The sequence below is a fragment of the Enterococcus rivorum genome, assembly GCF_001742285.1.
GTDB classification, from domain to species: Bacteria; Bacillota; Bacilli; order Lactobacillales; family Enterococcaceae; genus Enterococcus_L; species Enterococcus_L rivorum.
The window spans coordinates 94,624-113,128 of the sequence record NZ_MIEK01000034.1 but is presented as its reverse complement, the minus strand read 5'-3'; the positions used below and the strand labels follow the sequence as shown (position 1 = coordinate 113,128).

General features: G+C 34.9%; 19 protein-coding genes. 17 read left to right on the top strand and 2 right to left on the bottom strand.

The features are described from left to right. Window positions 1-6: 6 nt before the first annotated feature. Window positions 7-1,698: a DNA repair protein RecN gene (gene recN, locus BCR26_RS11785; protein ID WP_069699189.1), complete on the top strand. Its 1,692-nt coding sequence runs from the start codon at window positions 7-9 to the stop codon at window positions 1,696-1,698. A gap of 105 nt (window positions 1,699-1,803) precedes the next feature. Here recN and BCR26_RS18075 read toward each other — a convergent pair whose 3' ends face one another. After that, entirely contained in the window at window positions 1,804-1,917 is a 114-nt protein-coding gene (locus tag BCR26_RS18075; RefSeq protein ID WP_084387118.1) for a DUF4044 domain-containing protein, read from the bottom strand. A gap of 75 nt (window positions 1,918-1,992) precedes the next feature. Then, window positions 1,993-2,949 carry a magnesium transporter CorA family protein gene (locus BCR26_RS11780; protein WP_069699188.1) on the bottom strand — a complete coding sequence of 319 codons (957 nt, stop codon included), beginning with the start codon at window positions 2,947-2,949 and terminating at the stop codon, window positions 1,993-1,995. A 149-nt stretch (window positions 2,950-3,098) separates the two neighbouring features. Here BCR26_RS11780 and BCR26_RS11775 point away from each other — a divergent pair, with 149 nt between their 5' ends. The 16 genes from BCR26_RS11775 to BCR26_RS11705 all read left to right on the top strand — a co-directional run bounded on the left by BCR26_RS11775 (window position 3,099) and on the right by BCR26_RS11705 (window position 18,297). Further along, on the top strand, window positions 3,099-3,488 hold the full coding sequence (locus BCR26_RS11775; RefSeq protein WP_209591804.1) for a DUF3397 domain-containing protein: 390 nt from the start codon (window positions 3,099-3,101) through the stop codon (window positions 3,486-3,488). 281 nt (window positions 3,489-3,769) lie between these two features. Beyond that, window positions 3,770-4,201 carry a division/cell wall cluster transcriptional repressor MraZ gene (gene mraZ / locus BCR26_RS11770; protein ID WP_069699186.1) on the top strand — a complete coding sequence of 144 codons (432 nt, stop codon included), beginning with the start codon at window positions 3,770-3,772 and terminating at the stop codon, window positions 4,199-4,201. Between the two features lie 14 nt (window positions 4,202-4,215). Continuing rightward, complete coding sequence (gene rsmH, locus BCR26_RS11765; RefSeq protein ID WP_069699185.1) at window positions 4,216-5,172, top strand: 16S rRNA (cytosine(1402)-N(4))-methyltransferase RsmH; 957 nt, start codon at window positions 4,216-4,218, stop codon at window positions 5,170-5,172. Between the two features lie 18 nt (window positions 5,173-5,190). Beyond that, complete coding sequence (gene ftsL / locus BCR26_RS11760; protein ID WP_069699184.1) at window positions 5,191-5,601, top strand: cell division protein FtsL; 411 nt, start codon at window positions 5,191-5,193, stop codon at window positions 5,599-5,601. Further along, entirely contained in the window at window positions 5,601-7,844 is a 2,244-nt protein-coding gene (locus BCR26_RS11755) for a penicillin-binding protein (protein ID WP_069699183.1), read from the top strand. The genes ftsL and BCR26_RS11755 overlap by 1 nt, the downstream gene beginning before the upstream one ends. Window positions 7,845-7,868: 24 nt before the next feature. Beyond that, the gene (gene mraY / locus BCR26_RS11750; protein WP_069699182.1) at window positions 7,869-8,834 is read left to right on the top strand and encodes a phospho-N-acetylmuramoyl-pentapeptide-transferase; all 966 of its coding nucleotides are present in this window, start codon (window positions 7,869-7,871) and stop codon (window positions 8,832-8,834) included. A gap of 20 nt (window positions 8,835-8,854) precedes the next feature. Then, a complete protein-coding gene (gene murD / locus BCR26_RS11745; RefSeq protein ID WP_069699181.1) occupies window positions 8,855-10,225 on the top strand; it encodes a UDP-N-acetylmuramoyl-L-alanine--D-glutamate ligase in 1,371 nt (456 codons plus the stop codon). 8 nt (window positions 10,226-10,233) lie between these two features. Further along, window positions 10,234-11,331, top strand: coding sequence for an undecaprenyldiphospho-muramoylpentapeptide beta-N-acetylglucosaminyltransferase (gene murG / locus BCR26_RS11740; RefSeq protein ID WP_069699180.1), 1,098 nt, complete (start codon window positions 10,234-10,236; stop codon window positions 11,329-11,331). A 3-nt stretch (window positions 11,332-11,334) separates the two neighbouring features. Continuing rightward, entirely contained in the window at window positions 11,335-12,399 is a 1,065-nt protein-coding gene (locus BCR26_RS11735) for a cell division protein FtsQ/DivIB (protein ID WP_245676970.1), read from the top strand. A 150-nt stretch (window positions 12,400-12,549) separates the two neighbouring features. Next, window positions 12,550-13,872, top strand: a complete 1,323-nt coding sequence (gene ftsA, locus BCR26_RS11730) for a cell division protein FtsA (protein ID WP_069699179.1) — start codon at window positions 12,550-12,552, stop codon at window positions 13,870-13,872. 27 nt (window positions 13,873-13,899) lie between these two features. Next, a complete protein-coding gene (gene ftsZ / locus BCR26_RS11725) occupies window positions 13,900-15,147 on the top strand; it encodes a cell division protein FtsZ (protein WP_069699178.1) in 1,248 nt (415 codons plus the stop codon). Window positions 15,148-15,164: 17 nt separating this feature from the next. After that, complete coding sequence (locus tag BCR26_RS11720) at window positions 15,165-15,842, top strand: YggS family pyridoxal phosphate-dependent enzyme (protein WP_069699177.1); 678 nt, start codon at window positions 15,165-15,167, stop codon at window positions 15,840-15,842. A 13-nt stretch (window positions 15,843-15,855) separates the two neighbouring features. Beyond that, window positions 15,856-16,461 (top strand): cell division protein SepF, encoded by a 606-nt coding sequence (locus BCR26_RS11715; RefSeq protein WP_069699176.1) that lies wholly within the window; start codon window positions 15,856-15,858, stop codon window positions 16,459-16,461. A 36-nt stretch (window positions 16,462-16,497) separates the two neighbouring features. Further along, complete coding sequence (locus BCR26_RS18070) at window positions 16,498-16,764, top strand: YggT family protein (RefSeq protein WP_084387124.1); 267 nt, start codon at window positions 16,498-16,500, stop codon at window positions 16,762-16,764. A 23-nt stretch (window positions 16,765-16,787) separates the two neighbouring features. Beyond that, window positions 16,788-17,570, top strand: coding sequence for a YlmH family RNA-binding protein (locus BCR26_RS11710; protein WP_069699175.1), 783 nt, complete (start codon window positions 16,788-16,790; stop codon window positions 17,568-17,570). Between the two features lie 19 nt (window positions 17,571-17,589). After that, window positions 17,590-18,297 (top strand): DivIVA domain-containing protein, encoded by a 708-nt coding sequence (locus tag BCR26_RS11705; protein ID WP_069699174.1) that lies wholly within the window; start codon window positions 17,590-17,592, stop codon window positions 18,295-18,297. The last annotated feature ends 208 nt before the right edge of the window (window positions 18,298-18,505 follow it).

Here is an 18,505-nt window from a genome sequence, read left to right as displayed (position 1 = left end):
TAAAACATGCTGCAAGAACTTTCAGTAGAAAATTTTGCGATTATATCCTCTTTACATTTAGAATTCCATTTAGGAATGACCGTATTAACAGGTGAAACAGGTGCAGGTAAGTCCATTATAATTGATGCGATGGGATTGTTGACAGGTGGAAGAGGATCCAGTGATTATATTCGACAAGGTGCTTCAAAATGTACACTTGAGGGACTTTTTACAATGCCGAAAAATAAAGAGTTAAGCACACTTCTAGCAGAACTCGGTATTGAACTAGATGATGAATCACTAATTATTCAAAGAGATATTTCAGTTTCTGGAAAAAATGTTTGTCGAGTAAATGGGCGAATTGTTAATATAGCCAATTTGAGGAAAATCGGAGAGTATTTAGTAGATATTCATGGACAAAATGAACATCAAGAACTAATGCAGAGTGAAAAACATTTAGGAATGTTAGATGATTTTGGCGGAAAAGAATTGTCTAGAGTAAAAAAGCAATATGAGGTTTTGTATAAAGAGTATCGCTTGTTAGAAAAAAAAGTTAGGGATCGACAAAAAAATGAAAAAGAATTTGCTCAGCGAATGGATATGTTACAATTTCAACAAGATGAGATTTCCTCGGCGAAATTAGTGCCGAATGAAGAAAAAATATTACTAGAAGAACGTAATAAACTTAGTAATTACCAGAAAATAGCTGATGCACTGACAACAAGTTATGAGGCCATAAATGGCGAATCAGATAATAGTTTAGACAAAATCGGTTATGCAATGAATGAATTGTTATCAATAGAGTCTTTAGATGCTGAATACAAAGCAATCTCTGAAACTGTTCAAAACAGTTATTATCTTTTGCAAGAAGCAAGTGGGGACTTGTCAAGACACATTGATAGTTTGGAATTGGATGAAAATCGTTTAAATGAAGTGGAAAGTCGCCTAGAAATAATTCGTCAAATGAAGCGTAAATACGGGGAATCTATCGAAAGTATTCTTGAATATTATGAAGAAATAACCCGTGAACTGGCAGATGCAGACTTTTTAGAAGGAAAATCAGGGAAGCTAGAGTTTTTATTAAAAGAAAAAAAAGCCCAGCTGATTCAGCAAGGATTGAAATTAAGAAATAGTAGAAAAGCTGTCGCCAAAAAGCTTGAAAAAAATATTTTGAAAGAACTCAAAGAGCTATACATGGAACGGACTGAGTTCGAAGTTCATTTTACTGAAAATTTAGAAGAACAAATGACTGAATTTGGTTTAGACCAAGTAGAGTTTTACATCACAACGAATCCTGGTGAACCATTGAAGCCGTTAGTTAAAGTTGCTTCTGGTGGGGAGCTATCTCGAGTTATGTTAGCTTTAAAAACAATTTTTTCAAAATCACAAGGGATTACCAGTATTGTTTTTGATGAAGTAGACACGGGTGTGAGTGGGCGTGTAGCACAAGCCATCGCAGACAAGATTTATCAAATTTCTGAAGACTCTCAAGTATTGTGTATCACTCATTTACCTCAGGTTGCAGCTGTTGCGGATTATCAATATTTTATTGAAAAGGAAGTAGTGGGGAATAGAACCGAAACCTCTGTAAGAATTCTTGATCGGAAAGAAAGAGTGAATGAAATTGCACGGATGCTAGCTGGAAGTGAAATTACTAAATTAACAATCCAGCATGCTGAGGAATTATTAAATATGGCAATCGGAAATGAGGATAAATGACATTTGTATTGCTGCTATTTTTGATAAAACTATAAGCTAAAAAGGCAAATTAATAGAGTGAAGCAGAATCCTGGGTTAGGTGCTTCACTCTTTATTTGTCTAGGTTTATCTGAAAACACTTAGAACTGTCAGTAATGCCGAACCTACGATGGCAACTAGCATGATCCAGATAACAACTTTTGTAACTTTTGAAAAAGTACTTTTTTTCTTTTTTTCCATAGTGTTCCACGTCCTCTTTTTTTACTATCTAATAGTTTACCTCCTTTTGCAAAATTCATCAACCTAAAAATAAGTTTAAAGTAGATTTCGTTTTTTTAATCTGCGTATCACAAAAATACAAAGAGACGTTGTCAAAATGAAAATCCAAAAAAAGGCGTCCTCTCGGTTAGCAAAGGGAAGTTTTACGTTCATTCCAAAGATTCCTCCCATAATAGTTGGAATAGTTAAGACTATCGTTAAAGAGGTTAAAATTTTCATAACATTATTTAAGTTGTTAGATACAATTGCTGAAAAAGTATCACTAATTTTATCCACTAGTTTTAGTTGGATTTCTGTAGATGTCAGCCCTTGCTTAGTTTCCACTAAAACATCGTGCAAATGGGGAAGGTGAATTTCAGGACTTTGGAATAACTCCGCTTTATAAAGTGTATTTAAAACCTCCAAATTAGCCGTTAAAGCAGACTCGAAATAAACAAGACTTTTTTGAATATCCATCATTTGATAGAGCTGTTTGTTTTCAGTAGAAACCTTGAGTTCACCTTCTAATTGATTTGTTTGCTTGATTAAATCTTTTAAAAAAGTATTATAAGAGATAGCGATTTTCCAAGCGATATGTAAAAGCATAGATTCTTGAATAGGTTCCTGAATTTCAGAAGCTGTATCTAGCAGAAAATTATCAAGAAATTCAACAGGCTCATTAGTAATCGTAATAATTTTGCCATCAGTCGTTAAAACTAAAGCGAAAGGAAAGGTGTTAATTTGATTATATCCACTAGGGCTCACGCTAGATCGTGGATACTGTAGTAACATTAGGGCAGGTTCTTCTAATTTTTTTTGATGAATCCCTTCAAAACGAGAGTTTTCTTCATCGTCTAAAATCCCTGTTACAAAATCTGCAGGTAAATTATATGTATCGACTAATTGATTTACTTCTTCTTTGGTTGGTTTTTCTACAATCAACCATTTAGTCTCTTTTGTGTCACTTGGAACCGATGTAAATTGGTTGTTTCTAATTTCTAAATATTTAATCAAAAATTCCACCTCATTTAACAAGTAGTTGCTTTTATTCATTATATCATTAGTGGAGAAAATCGCATGGAATTTGACGTATTTAGGCATCAATTTTTAAAAGAACTGAAACATCAGTGTAACGAAAATAAAGTATAGTATATGTAAGTGTTATGAAAGGAATTGTTAAAATGGTCTCTTTTTCAGCTATTATGCTGTTTTGGTATGTATTTCCGATAGTGGTATTATTTGCGTGTAACTTCATTATTTCAACGTTTTCTTTAACAGAACGTTACAAAGTGAAGTCGCCCGACATAGCTATCCCATTTTTACTTTTGGGACTGAACGAATTATCTAAAAATACTTATGAGCAATCAATCGTCCCGTATTTGATTATTTCAATATTGTTGTTGGGAATAGGGGTCGCTGTTTTTCAAGCGTATTACTATGGGGAAATTATTTATGGTCGCTATTTTAAGATGTTTTGGCGTTTAGTGTTTCTAATTTCAATGATCTTGTATGTTGTTTTAATTTTGTTGAATATTTTTCATTATATCGCTTAATTAATTTTAAGTGAGAGATATGAGGGCTTGGAAAAAATCCCCCACAATTCCCCACTAAAATGATGAGAAAATAGTTATTTCTAATTTTTAGGGAATATTTCTCTAAAATAATTAATCTGTCGGCATTGATACCGCTTTAGTAATAGATAGTCTATCTCCTGAATATTACAAACTTTTTAAATAACAATAAAATTATGTAAGTTTTCTATGTTTTTTGTGGTAGAAAGTGGTGGGATGTGGTAGACTATTTCTATCAAGTGGAAAAGTGGGGATAATTGGCTATGTTTATGGGTGAATTTCAACATAATATTGATGCCAAAGGCCGACTGATTGTACCAGCAAAATTTCGTGAACAATTAGGCGAGAAGTTTGTTGTGACAAGAGGAATGGATGGCTGTTTATTTGGTTATCCAATGCCCGAGTGGGAACTACTTGAAGCTAAAATGAAAGAAATGCCTTTAGCTAAGAAGGATTCTCGTACTTTTGTTCGCTTTTTTTATTCTGCGGCCACTGAATGTGAAATTGATAAGCAAGGTCGGATTAATATTCCAGCAACATTAAGAACACACGCCCAACTAGAAAAAGGTTGTGTTGTGATTGGTGTTTCGAATCGTATTGAAATTTGGGATGAATCACGATGGAATGAGTTTTCAGCTGAAGCAGAGGAAAACTTTGATGAAATTGCCGAAACAATGATTGATTTTGGCTTTTAGAAATGAGGAGCATTATGACAAACGAGTTTCAGCATTATACTGTACTTTTAAAAGAGACCGTTGATGGATTGAATATAAAAGAAAACGGGATTTATGTAGATTGTACATTAGGTGGTGCAGGTCATAGTGAGTATCTGCTTTCTAAATTAAGTGAAAAGGGTCATTTATATGTTTTTGATCAAGACCAAAAAGCGTTAGATTTCGCTAAAACCAGATTAAAAAAATATGTTGATTTAGGCATGGTTACGTTCATCAAATCCAATTTCCGTTATTTAAAAGAAAAATTGAGCGAACTAGATGTTTTGCATGTTGATGGCATTATTTATGATTTAGGTGTCTCTTCTCCACAATTGGACGAAGCTGAGCGTGGATTCAGTTACCACCAAGAAGCCTCATTAGACATGCGGATGGATCAAGAAGCGTCTTTAACAGCGTATCAAGTGGTAAATGAATATAGCTACAATGAATTAGTAAAAATATTCTTTCGTTATGGCGAAGAAAAATTTTCTAAACAAGTAGCGAGAGAAATTGAACGTGTTCGAATCGAGCGTCATATAAATACAACTAGTGAATTAGTTGACATTATAAAAACGGCAATACCTGCACCTGCTAGACGAAAAGGTGGACATCCAGCTAAACGTATTTTTCAAGCAATTCGTATAGCAGTAAATGATGAGCTGGGAGCAATCGAAGAATCTTTGGAGCAAGCTATTGACCTTCTAAATAAAGAAGGGCGAGTATCCGTGATCACCTTCCATTCATTGGAAGATCGAATTGTAAAAACAATGTTTAAAGAATTTAGTACAATACAAGATTTACCACCAGGGATACCGATGATTCCTGATGAATTTCAATCAGAATTAAAAGTGATTACAAGAAAACCGATTTTACCTAGTGAGCTAGAGCTTGCTGAGAACAATCGTTCAAGAAGTGCAAAACTTCGAATTGCTGAAAAAATAAGAATGATATAAAGAAAGGGGGATAAATACATGGCTGAGCTTAAAAAAGTAGAGGATTTCATTTATGACACTCAAATAATGGAAGAATCAACGCCAGTCGTGGACCCTCAAAATGAAGAAAAAAAAGTTCTAAAAAAAGGTGAATTGCCTCAATCGCCAAAAAAACATTTAAAAAATATTTCTCGTTTAGAAAAAGTTCTTGGATTTTTACTTATCAGTGCTATTATTGGAATTGCAATTCTTACAGTTCAAGTGCGGACAGCAATTACTCAAGCGAGTAACGAGATTACTGCTGCAAAAGCAACTATAGAACAAAAAGAAGAGAAAGCTTTAAAATTGGAACAGGAAAAAACAGAGCTTTCAAAAGCTGATCGCATTAGAGAAGTAGCAAAAAATAAAGGACTTTCAGAAATTGATGGGAATTTAAGGAATGTGAAATAATGACTATTAAAGATAAAATTAAAAAAAACATAAAAAAGAAGAACTTAAATCCGATGAACAATCGTAAAAAAGTAGGTATTATTTTGTTCGCTACGAGTATTGGGTTGTTCTTTTTATTTGCATTTCGTTTAACATACATAGTTGCGACAGGAGAAGTGGCTGGAACGAAATTAAAAGAGAAGACCGCTGAATTATATGAAGGAAATCGTTTAGTAAAAGCAAAACGTGGAGCGATTTTAGACCGTAATGGCAATCCTATCGCAGAAGATGCAACATCTTTTTCTGTCTTTGCAGTCTTATCTGATACATATGTGGATGGTAAAGGAAAAAAACTATACGCGCAACAAAAAGATTTTTCAACAATTGCTACTGTGTTGGAAAAATACATTGGACTTCCTAAAGCAGAAGGGTTAACTTTTTTGAACAATGGGATCAATGAGGATGGCTCAACGAAGTATCAAGTAGAATTTGGTTCAAAGGGAAAGAATATTACTTTAGAAGCAAAACAAAATATTGAAAAAGAACTGAAAGAAAACAAAATAGAAGGAATTAAGTTTGACGATCATCCTGCTAGAATTTACCCTAATGGAGTCTTTTCTTCCCACTTTATTGGTTATACAGAAGCAACAAATAAAGATAATAAAAATACTGAAGACCAGAAATTAGTTGGAAAAATGGGCTTAGAAGAAGTTTATAACAAAACCTTAGCTGGCCAAGATGGACGCATTTATTATGAAAAAGATAGCTACGGAAATCCTTTGCCAGGAACAGTCGCAGAGGAACAGAAGGCCGTTGATGGTCAAGATATTTATACAACGCTTGATAATCGTTTACAAAGTAAGATGGAGTCTGGAATGGATGCCATCGTTGAACAATATAAGCCTGAAAATTTAGGTGCTATGTTAATGAATGCTAAAACAGGGGAAATTTTGGCGATGGGGCAACGACCATCATTTAATCCAGAAACCAAAGCTGGCTTAGCAGATGTTAAACCACCAGAAGAACCGTTATGGCGTAATATTCTGGTTGAAGATAAGTTTGAACCAGGATCTACAATGAAGATTTTTACAGCTGCTGCAGCGATGCAGGAAGGCATGTTCGATCCAAATGCAACCTTTGTTTCTGGAAGAATTAAAATTGCTGACCGCTGGGTTAAGGACCATGACGAAGGGGCGAAGGGGATACTAACTTATCGCCAAGCCTTATCTTGGTCAAGTAACGTTGGGATGGTACATTTGGAACAACGGATGGGCGATGCTAAATGGAATGATTATTTAAAAAAATTCAAGTTTGGAGAATCGACTAACTCAGGTTTATTGAATGAATCTGCCGGAAGTCTTCCAACGGAAAATATAGTCGATCGTGCCATGTCAGCGTTTGGACAAGCTGTCTCAGTCACTCATTTTCAAATGATGCAGGCATACACTGCAGTTGCCAATAACGGTACGATGGTTAAGCCACAATTTATCAATAAAATAGTTGATAAAAATACTGGAGCAGAAAAAATAACGCAGCCAGAAGTTGTTGGTAATCCAATTAGTCCAGAGGTGGCAAGCACACTACGTTCTTATTTGGTCGATACAATAGAAGATGAAAACTACGGAATTGCTCATGGAGTCTATGAAGTTCCAGGTTATCATATCGCGGCGAAAACAGGAACAGCAGAAATCACAGGAACTAGTGGATATATGGAAGGGGCAACAGACTATACTTACTCAGTCGTTGAAATGATTCCAGCTGAAGATCCAGAATATATTCTTTATGTGACTTTGAAAAAACCAGAGCAGTATGACCGAAATGCGATTGCAGTATTGGCAAATCCACTTCTAAAATTAGCTATGGATATAAAAGATACGGATACGGGGCAAGCCCAAGTAGAACCAGTAGCTGAAAACATTACAGTTGCAGATTATAGAAATCTTGAAGTTGAAGCTGCAAAAGCGGCTATACAAGAGGCGAACCTTGAACCAATCGTAATTGGACAAGGACAAGTAGTCAAAAAACAATCAACAAAAGCTGGAGAAGTATTATTAGCTAAACAAAAACTTCTTTTATTAACAGATGGGGAAAAAATCATGCCTGATGTTACAGGATGGTCTAAAAGTGATTTGCTTAAATTAGGCAAATTTTTAAATGTTAATACAGAATTTACTGGCGAAGGTTACGTAACAGCTCAAAGTATAGCACCAGGTGAAAAAATTACAGGGAAAACAATTACCTTTACGTTAGCAGGAGCAGAGTAAAGTTGGAAAATTAGGAGAGATATGATGGAGTGGACACAAATTTTTATTCCAATAGCATTTAGTTTTGCTATTACGGTAGCAACGATGCCTTTGTTTATTGGTTATTTTAGAATGAAAAAGCAAGGACAAACAACAAGAGGAGAGGGTCCTACTTGGCATAATGTGAAAACTGGAACGCCTACAATGGGAGGAACTGTTTTCCTGATTGCAAGTTTTATTACAGCACTTGTTGTTGGATTTTGGCTACAGCAACTAACTCCATCGCTTCTAATTATTCTGTTTATTTTAGTTTTGTATGGAATATTGGGATTTCTAGATGATTTTATTAAAGTTTTTAAGAAACGCAATATGGGGTTGAATTCTAAACAAAAACTAATTGGTCAAATTGCAGGAGGAATAATTTTCTATGTTGTTTATAGGATGAATGGATTACCAGAAACGCTTGATCTATTTGGAATTATTACGATTCCTCTAGGGATTTTTTATGGAATATTTATTATTTTTTGGCTAGTTGGTTTTTCCAATGCAGTAAATCTAGCTGATGGTATTGATGGCTTAGTAGCAGGATTAGGAACCATCTCTTTTGGGACATATGCAATCATCGCTTGGAAACAACAACAGTTTGATGTTGTGATTGTTTGCTTAAGCGTGATAGGAGGCTTACTAGGCTTCTTTCCATATAACAGAAAGCCAGCCAAAATTTTTATGGGAGATGTAGGCTCCCTAGCTTTAGGTGGCTTACTGGCAGCAATTTCAATTATCTTGCGCCAAGAATGGACACTACTTTTAATTGGACTAGTTTATGTTTGCGAGACAGCCAGTGTCATTTTACAAGTTATGTCATTTAAATTATTTGGTAAACGTATTTTCAAGATGTCACCGATTCATCATCATTTTGAGATGTGCGGATGGTCAGAATGGAAAATTGATATTGTATTTTGGTTCGTCGCTCTATCTTGTTCAGGCTTAACATTATGGATTCTGTTCTAAAAAGCAAAGGGGAAAAGATGATGAAAAAAGTTACAGACTACGAAAATAAAAAAGTTTTAGTATTAGGACTTGCTAAAAGTGGTGTCAGTGCTGCGAAACTATTGCACGAGCTAGGTGCTTTAGTGACTGTAAATGATTTTAAACAATTTGATCAAAACCCCGAAGCCCAAGATTTATTAACCTTGGGTATTCGTGTTGTTACAGGAGGACATCCAATTGAACTTCTAGATGAAGATTTTGCTTTCGTTGTTAAAAATCCAGGAATCCCATATAGCAATCCTTTAGTAGAAAAAGCTCTTGACAGAAAAATTCCTGTTTTAACAGAAGTTGAACTGGCCTATCAAATTTCGGAATGTCCGATTATTGGTATTACTGGGACAAACGGTAAGACAACAACGACTACTATGATTGGATTGTTGCTAAATGCAGATAGAAAAGAAGGCACTGCAAGGTTAGCTGGGAATATAGGTTATCCTGCAAGTACAGTTGCGGAAGAAGCAATTGCAACTGATGATATTGTGATGGAATTATCCAGTTTTCAATTAATGGGAATACAATCATTTCAACCACAAATTGCGGTTATAACAAATATTTATGAAGCCCATCTAGATTATCATGGCAATAGAGAAGAATATGTAAAAGCTAAATGGCGTATTCAAGAAAATATGACCGAAAAAGAATGTTTAGTTCTAAATTGGAACCAAAAAGAATTAAGAGAATTAAGTGAAACGTCAAAAGCAACGATTGTTCCTTTTTCTACAGAAGAAAAAGTTGAGGGTGCGTATACTATTGGAGATAAGATCTACTTTAAAGATGAACTAGTTATGCATACAACTGAACTAGGTGTTCCGGGAAGCCACAATATAGAAAATGCATTAGCTGCTATTACAGTAGCTAAATTAAAGGATGTTGAAACGGCAGTGATTAAAGAGACGCTACAAACGTTCACTGGTGTTCCGCATAGAACCCAATACATTGGTAAGTTCAATGACAGAAATTTTTACAATGATTCAAAAGCTACGAATATTTTAGCGACTGAAATGGCATTAAGTGGATTCAAACCAGAGAAACTTATTCTATTAGCTGGTGGATTAGATCGTGGCAATAGCTTTGAAGAGCTAGTTCCTTCTTTGAAAAAGATAAAAGCAGTCATTGTGTTTGGAGAAACAAAGTATAAATTAGCAGAAGCTGCAGAAGCTGCAGGAGTATCATTCATTAAATTAACAGAAAATGTTGAAACAGCAGTCATAGAAGCCTATGATTATTCCGAAAAAGATGATACTATTCTATTGTCTCCTTCATGTGCTAGTTGGGATCAATATCCTAATTTTGAATTACGTGGAGAAGCATTTATCCAAGCAGTAAATCGTTTAAAAGAAATTGAAAAGTGAGAAAGAGTATGAAAATATTGATTACAGGCGGCGGAACAGGTGGACATATCTATCCAGCTGTGGCATTTGTTAATTATTTAAAAGCGATAGATCCTACTACTGAATTTATGTACGTGGGAACGGAAAAAGGATTGGAGAGTAAGATTGTTCCAACATACCAAATTCCATTTAAAACGATTGAAATACAAGGGTTTCGTCGTTCTCTGAGCCCACAAAACATTAAAACGATATATCTCTTCTTAGCGAGTATCAGAAAAGCTAAGAAAATACTTAGAGACTTTCGTCCAGACATAGTAATCGGCACTGGCGGATATGTTTCAGGTTCAATTGTTTTTGCAGCCAAACAGCTGAAAATTCCTACTATTATACATGAACAAAACAGTGTTCCAGGAGTAACCAATAAATTTTTAAGTAAATTTGCTGATAAAGTTGCGATATGTTTTCCAGATGCGGCTGATTATTTTCCAAGCAATAAAGTTGTATTAACAGGGAATCCAAGAGCACAAGAAGTTTTAAATACTAAAAAATCTAAGATATTGGCTGACTATAGTTTAGAACCTTCTAAAAAGACCGTGGTTATTTTTGGAGGAAGCCGAGGAGCTTTAAAAATTAATCAAGCTTTTATTGAAGCCTTACCCTACTTTGAAAATAAAAATTATCAAGTGCTGTATGCTTCGGGAGAAATATATTATGGAGAACTTCAAGAAAAAGTAAAACTTTCTCAAAACAAATTGACAAATATAAGTATTCAGGCGTATATTGATAAAATGGCCGAAGTGATGGTAAATGCAGATTTAATTGTTGGACGTGCAGGAGCAACTTCCATAGCAGAATTTACTGCATTAGGTTTACCAGCCGTGCTTATTCCAAGTCCGTATGTAACGAACGATCATCAAACTAAAAATGCACAAAGTCTAGTAAATGCTGGTGCTGTCAAAATGATACCTGATAGTGAACTAACTGGGGCTAAATTAGTTCAAGTAATCGACAGTATTATATTAGATGATAAGACATGTCAAAATATGGCTGAGGCATCTAAAAAAGAAGGAATCCCAGATGCATGTGACAGGCTATATGAGCTAGTTCAACAGCTTATTGAAAGATAGGAGGTGGCAAAGATTAGTAAGGATATAAACGAGCCAGAAGAAAAAAAATCTGATGAAATAGAAATTGATCAAGAGAATTTGACTCCTTGGCAAAAAGAAAACCTTGAGTATATGAAAAAGCAAGGAGACGATCCTGTTTGGCACCCCTCTCTTTTACGAAGAAAACCGACAGAAGAAACGGAACAAGAAGAAGATAACAATCAAGGTGAAGCACTTGAGGAAGAAGATGCAGGCCAGTCTATTGAGATTGACCAAGAAGCAGACAAAAAGAAACCTTCTTACGAATCTTTTGCAGATAGGCTACCTAATATCAAGAAGGAAAGAAATCTACGTTTGTATCGCAGACTGACATTAATTGTGTCTGTTCTTTTGATAGCAGTACTCATTTCCTTGTACTTTGTTTCACCACTTAGTAAATTAGGTAGTATAAATGTGGTTGGAAATAATAATATTGACAGTGAAATACTTATTAAGCAGTCAGGCTTAGAAAAAGGAAAAGGATTATGGGAACAATTATGGGATCGCGGTGTTTATGAGAAGAAGATTCGAAGAGCACTTCCAAGAGTTCGTAATGCTAGCATTTCTTTAAGTGGGATTAACTCTTTTAAGATTAAGGTAAACGAGTACAAAGTTGTTGCTCTGGAATCTGAAGGAGAAGAATACCATCCTATTTTAGAAAATGGGAAAATTTTAAATGAGACACTACATGTAGCTGAAAGTGGCAAACCTATTTTTGAAAACTTTCAAGATGAATCTTTAATAAAAGAATTAATGATTTCTTATGCAGATCTTTCTACTGAAATTAAACATGGTATATCGGAAATCAAATATGCACCCTCTGTGACCAATAAAGATCTTGTCAGTTTATATATGAATGACGGGAACCGTGTACTTGTTAATATTCCTCAATTAAGTGAGAAAATGGCTTACTATCCACAAGTTGCTAAACAAATGGACGAAGCAGGAATCATTGATATGGAAGTTGGTATCTTCTCTTATCCTTATGGAAATGAGAGTACAATTGAATCAACCAATGAGAATTCTCAGTCTTCAGATGAAAATTACTAAAATAGATAGAAAAATAATCGAATCTTGTTTCTAAAAACCTAAATTTTATGGTAAAATTGGAAGAAGTGAGTATTCAAAAAAAATATATATTTAAACAAGCATAAATTGTTCATTTAAATATTGGAATTAATAGGAGGAGGAACCCCATTCATGGCAAAGACAGGAATGTATGTAGGTCTTGATATTGGAACAACATCAGTTAAAGTTGTCGTCGCTGAATTTATTGAAGGTCAAATGAATATTATTGGCGTAGGAAATGCTAAATCTGATGGACTAAATAGAGGCATCATTGTAGATATTGATAAAACAGTAAGCTCAATTCAAAGAGCAGTAAGACAAGCAGAAGAAAAAGCGGGAATTCAAATTAGAAGTGTGAATGTAGGGTTGCCAGCAAATTTATTAGAAGTTGAAAATTGTCAAGGAATGATTGCTGTTAACAGTGAATCAAAAGAAATCACTGATGAAGACGTACAAAATGTTGCGTCTGCAGCGTTGGTTCGTTCAACACCTCCTGAACGTCAAATTGTCGCAATTCTTCCACAAGAATTTACTGTCGATGGATTTGAAGGAATTAAAGATCCAAGAGGTATGATTGGCGTTCGTTTAGAAATGTTTGGTGTCGTATTTACCGGGCCTAAAACAATAATTCATAATACTAAAAAGTGTGTTGAAAAAGCTGGTTTAACTGTTAATGAGTTAGTGATTTCTCCATTAGCATTGACTGAAACAGTTCTATCAGATGGCGAAAAAGATTTTGGAACAATTGTCATTGATATGGGCGGTGGCCAAACAACAACTTCAGTTATGCATGATAAGCAATTAAAATTCACGCATGTAAATCAAGAAGGTGGAGAATTTGTTACAAAAGATATTTCAATCGTATTGAATACATCTTTTAACAATGCTGAAGCTTTAAAAATTAACTATGGAGATGCATTCCCCGAAAGAACCTCTGTCAGTGAAGAATTTCCTGTGGACGTGATTGGGAAATCAGAACCAATTAAAGTAGATGAGCGCTACCTTTCAGAAGTGATTGAAGCGAGAGTTGAACAAATATTTAAAAAGTCTAAAGAAGTTTTAGACGAAATTGATGCACTTGAATTGCCTGGAGGAGTTATTTTAACAGGTGGAGGTGCTAGTCTTCCTGGTGTTGTTGACTTAGCTCAAGATATTTTTGATGTAAATGTCAAATTGTATGTACCTAACCATATGGGCTTACGTAACCCAGTCTTTACAAATGTTATCAGTATTGTTGAATATTCAGCACAATTGAACGATATTTATCATATTGCTAAAGGAGCTATTCCAGGAAGCAAAGCAAAGGCACCTCAAGCGGCAGCTATTCAACAAGAAGTTCAGTATGAAACCTACACTGAACATTCGCAAGAAGAGTATGATGATTTGAAAGAAAATGAATCTGGCGAAAAAGTAACAGGCAAGATCAAAGATTTCTTCTCAAACATTTTTGACTAATTAAATAAAACAGGAGGAAGCGATACTATGGAATTTTCTTTAGATAATAATATTAACAACGGCGCAGTCATTAAAGTAATCGGTGTCGGCGGTGGTGGTGGCAATGCAGTAAATCGTATGATCGAAGAAAACGTTAAGGGCGTTGAATTTATTGCAGCAAACACTGATGTTCAGGCATTAAAAAATTCAAAAGCAGAGACAGTTATCCAACTTGGACCAAAATATACAAGAGGATTAGGAGCTGGCTCTCAACCGGAAGTAGGACAAAAGGCTGCTGAAGAAAGCGAGCAAGTAATTGCAGACTCTTTACAAGGCGCAGATATGATTTTTATTACTGCTGGAATGGGTGGAGGAACAGGAACAGGTGCAGCACCTGTTGTTGCTAAAATAGCAAGAGAACTTGGTGCATTGACTGTTGGTGTTGTAACAAGACCTTTTAGCTTTGAAGGACCAAAACGTGGCAGATTTGCTGCAGAAGGTATTGCTTTACTAAAAGAAAATGTCGATACTTTACTAATTATTTCAAATAACCGTTTATTAGAAGTAGTTGATAAGAAGACACCGATGCTGGAAGCATTTAGAGAGGCTGACAATGTGCTACGTCAAGGAGTCCAAGGGATTTCAGATTTAATTACGGCTCCTGGTTACGTTAACCTAGACTTCGCTGATGTGAAAACTGTAATGGAAAACCAAGGAACTGCTTTAATGGGAATTGGTGTTGCCAGTGGTGAAGATCGTGTGATCGAAGCAACTAAAAAAGCAATCTCATCGCCATTATTAGAAACATCAATTGATGGAGCGGAACAAGTATTGCTAAACATTACTGGTGGTTTAGATATGACATTATTTGAAGCACAAGATGCTTCTGACATTGTAACGAATGCTGCGACTGGTGATGTAAACATTATTTTAGGAACATCAATCAATGAAGAATTAGGAGATGAAATTCGTGTAACAGTTATTGCTACAGGAATTGATCCTTCAAAAAAAGACAAAAAACCTCACCGTTCTTCAAATAGACAAAGTCAGATACAACCTGTTCAACAAACACCAGTTTTAGACATGGATCAGGCGAAAGTGCCTCAACAGCAACCAGAAGACAATAGTGCTTTTGGTGATTGGGATATTCGCCGCGAACAGAATATTAGGCCTAAAGTTGAAGATACGACATTTGAAAATGTTGAGAAAAAAGACTTTGAAACATTTCATCGTGAAGAACCATCTCAAAATGACGATGAATTAAATACACCACCATTTTTCCGTAGAAAAAGATAAGGAGTTGAACAAGCCATATGCTAGCTGATAATTTAAAACAAATCTGTGAAGAAATCCAGTTAGCATGTGACCATGTTCAACGCCCAATTGAAGATGTAACAATGATTGCAGTTACAAAATCTGTGGAAAGCTACCAAGCAGAAGAGCTTATAAAGCTTGGAGTGGAAGATTTAGCTGAAAACCGAGTAGATAAACTATTAGAAAAAAAAGCAGTATTAAAAGAATTTTCTAATGTTAAGTGGCATTTGATTGGTAATTTGCAGCGTAGAAAGGTAAAATTGATAATAAATGAGGTAGACTATTTCCATGCTTTAGATAGTTTAAAGTTGGCTGAAGAAATTCAGAAAAGATCTCAAAAAATCTTACCTTGTTTTGTTGAAGTAAACGTTTCTGGTGAAGAAAGTAAACATGGTTTTAAACCAGATGAAGTACTTTCTTTTATACAGGATATAGCTGTTTTTAATAAGATTAAAGTGATTGGCTTAATGTGCATGGCGCCCTTAAATGCGTCAGACTCAGAAGTACATATGATTTTTAGTCAATTGAAAAAATTACAGCTAAACGTGAGCGAACAAAGGCTGCCACATGCACCATGTACTGAACTTAGCATGGGAATGAGTAATGATTTTCCTATTGCAATTGAAGAAGGTGCAACATTTGTACGAATCGGAACAGCAATATTCAGAGGTGCGTAAAGGAGGGGAATCTATGTCAATTTTTAGTAAAAATGCGTTGTCAAGCTTTTTTGGCTTATCAGGAGAAGAAGAATACGATGACTATTATGATGAACATGAAGAGCAAAAGGTCGTAAATGAACAACCAAGATCTATGATTCAGCCAGTTCAAGGACCAGCCTCAAGACAGGCTCAAGCGCCTAGAGAACCAATGGCAGAAAGACCATCAGCTCGTTATCGCTCAACAGAAGCGCATCAAGATAAGAAAGAAAGCCAAAAAGAATCAGCATTTGATGAGAAAAAGGTTGTCTCTATGCGTAGTTCTAACTATTCAAACTCTAAACGTACAAAAGAGTCAGCAAAATCAAACAAAATTACAATTGTTGAACCAAGAGTATATTCAGAAGCGATGACTATTGCAAAACATATTATTGCAAGTGAAGCTGTATTGGTGAATTTTCATTTAGTTGAAGAAGAACAAGCTAGAAGAATTGTTGATTTTTTGACAGGTACAGTCTATGCCTTAGATGGTGATATTCAACGCGTTGGAGATGAAATTTTTCTTTGTACACCGTCTAGTATGGAAATCGACAGTGCTACAGCTAAAACTTTAGCCAGTAAACAACTTTTTGATTTCTAATAGATTAGATGGGAGGGAATCACTATTATTTTATTGTTGAGGATTTTAAGCTTGTTATTTCGAGCGGTTAACATATATTCAGGTCTTTTGATTATTTATGCTTTATTATCTTGGTTCCCAGGCGCCTATGAATCTAAACTGGGACGTTTATTATCAAGAATATGTGAACCATATTTGAGTTTATTTGACCGATTCAATTTAAATTTTGGTATGGTTAGTTTCAATATTATGTTTGCTATTATAGTACTAAACTTAGCTGCAGGTGGATTAGAAATAATTATCAGATCAATACTTTTTGGCTAAGATAAAGAAAGGATGGGTTATCGATGAACGTGAATGTGTATCAACATTTTCGAAAAGATGAACATCCTTTTATTGACTCCATTGGTGATTGGTTAGAACAAGTAGAAAGTCAGTATGCACCATTTTTAACTGAATTTTTAGACCCAAGACAAGCCTATATTTTAGAAACATTGATTCGCCAAAACAGTGAATTAGGGTTTCAATTCTATGGGGGATACGAACATGCAGAAAGAAAGCGTTGCTTGATTTTTCCAGATTATTATCAGCCAACGTCAGAAGACTTTGAAGTTGTATTATTCGAAGTCGTTTATCCTGCTAAATTTACAACTCTTTCTCATGGGAAAATATTAGGAACTTTAGTGAATACCGGCATCAAAAGAGAGTACTTTGGAGATATTATTTCTGATGGAGACAAGTGGCAAGTGTTTATTGCTGCTGAGATTTCCAATTTTGTTTCTGGACAAATCGAGAAAATTGGTAAAATTGCGGTTCGATTGGAAGAACGTAACTATACAGAAATTATTTTACCCAAAGATGGTTGGACAGAAGAAAGAACAACAGCGACATCATTAAGACTAGATAATTTAGTTTCAACTGTATATAATATATCTAGACAGCGATCAAAACAGATGATTGAGTCAGGAAAAGTTAAAGTTAACTGGACAGAAAATAATCGTCCAGATTTTCTAGTAGATTTGTTAGATATAATCTCTATAAGAGGATTTGGTCGAATTCAAGTACAAGAAATAGAAGGAAAAACGAAAAAGGATAAGTATCGTTTGTTATTGGGGGTTCTAAGAAAATAATCCAAAGAGGTGAAGAAATATGGCATTAACTCCATTAGATATTCAAAATAAAAACTTTTCTACTAAAATGAGAGGTTATAATCAAGATGATGTAGATGATTTCTTAGATCAAGTGACCAAAGATTATGAAGACTCTCTTCAAAAAGTAAGAGAATTAGAAAAGTCATTAAAACATGCAGAAGAAAAGTTACAATATTTTAATGAATTAAAAGATGCATTGAATCAATCAATTATTGTAGCGCAAGATACTGCTGATAAAGTTAAAACAAGTGCAAACCGAGAATCAGAAGTGATTGTTACATCTGCTGAAAACACAGCGAATGAAATGATTTCTGCTGCTGAAAAAAGATCAAGCAATTTAGTAAGTGCTGCAGAAGAAAAGGCGATGAATATTCTTACTGAGGCAACTGAAAGAGCAAGACAATTAGCTGTAGAAACAGATGATTTGAAAAAGAAATCACGTGTTTTTCACCAACGTTTAATTTTAATGTTAGAATCACAGCTAGAGCAAGTAAAGACTGAAGAGTGGAATGACATGTTAAAACCTTTTTCTAGTTATGTTAGCGATAGTCATACAGTTATCAAAGAAGTTCTGTCTAAAGAATTGGATGAGATGGATACAACTACACAACCAACTGAGGTTGTTAATGATGGAGTAGTGGAAGATTACTCAATGGATGGTCTATCAAGAGTAGAATATTCTGATTCAGAAACAATTGAAGAATAAATAATTTAGAAATAGAACAGAAAAATCAATAGTTATTTCTTATAGCGAGTCAGTGAGAGTGAAAGACTGATAGACCCTGGTATTGATAAGATCCTCTATTTAATCTGAGTTTGAAAAAAGTAGAACTTGGCGACTGATCTCGTTAGCGATTATAGAGGGAATTACTTTTAGCTAATAAGTAATTCTAAATTTGGGTGGTAACGCGAGT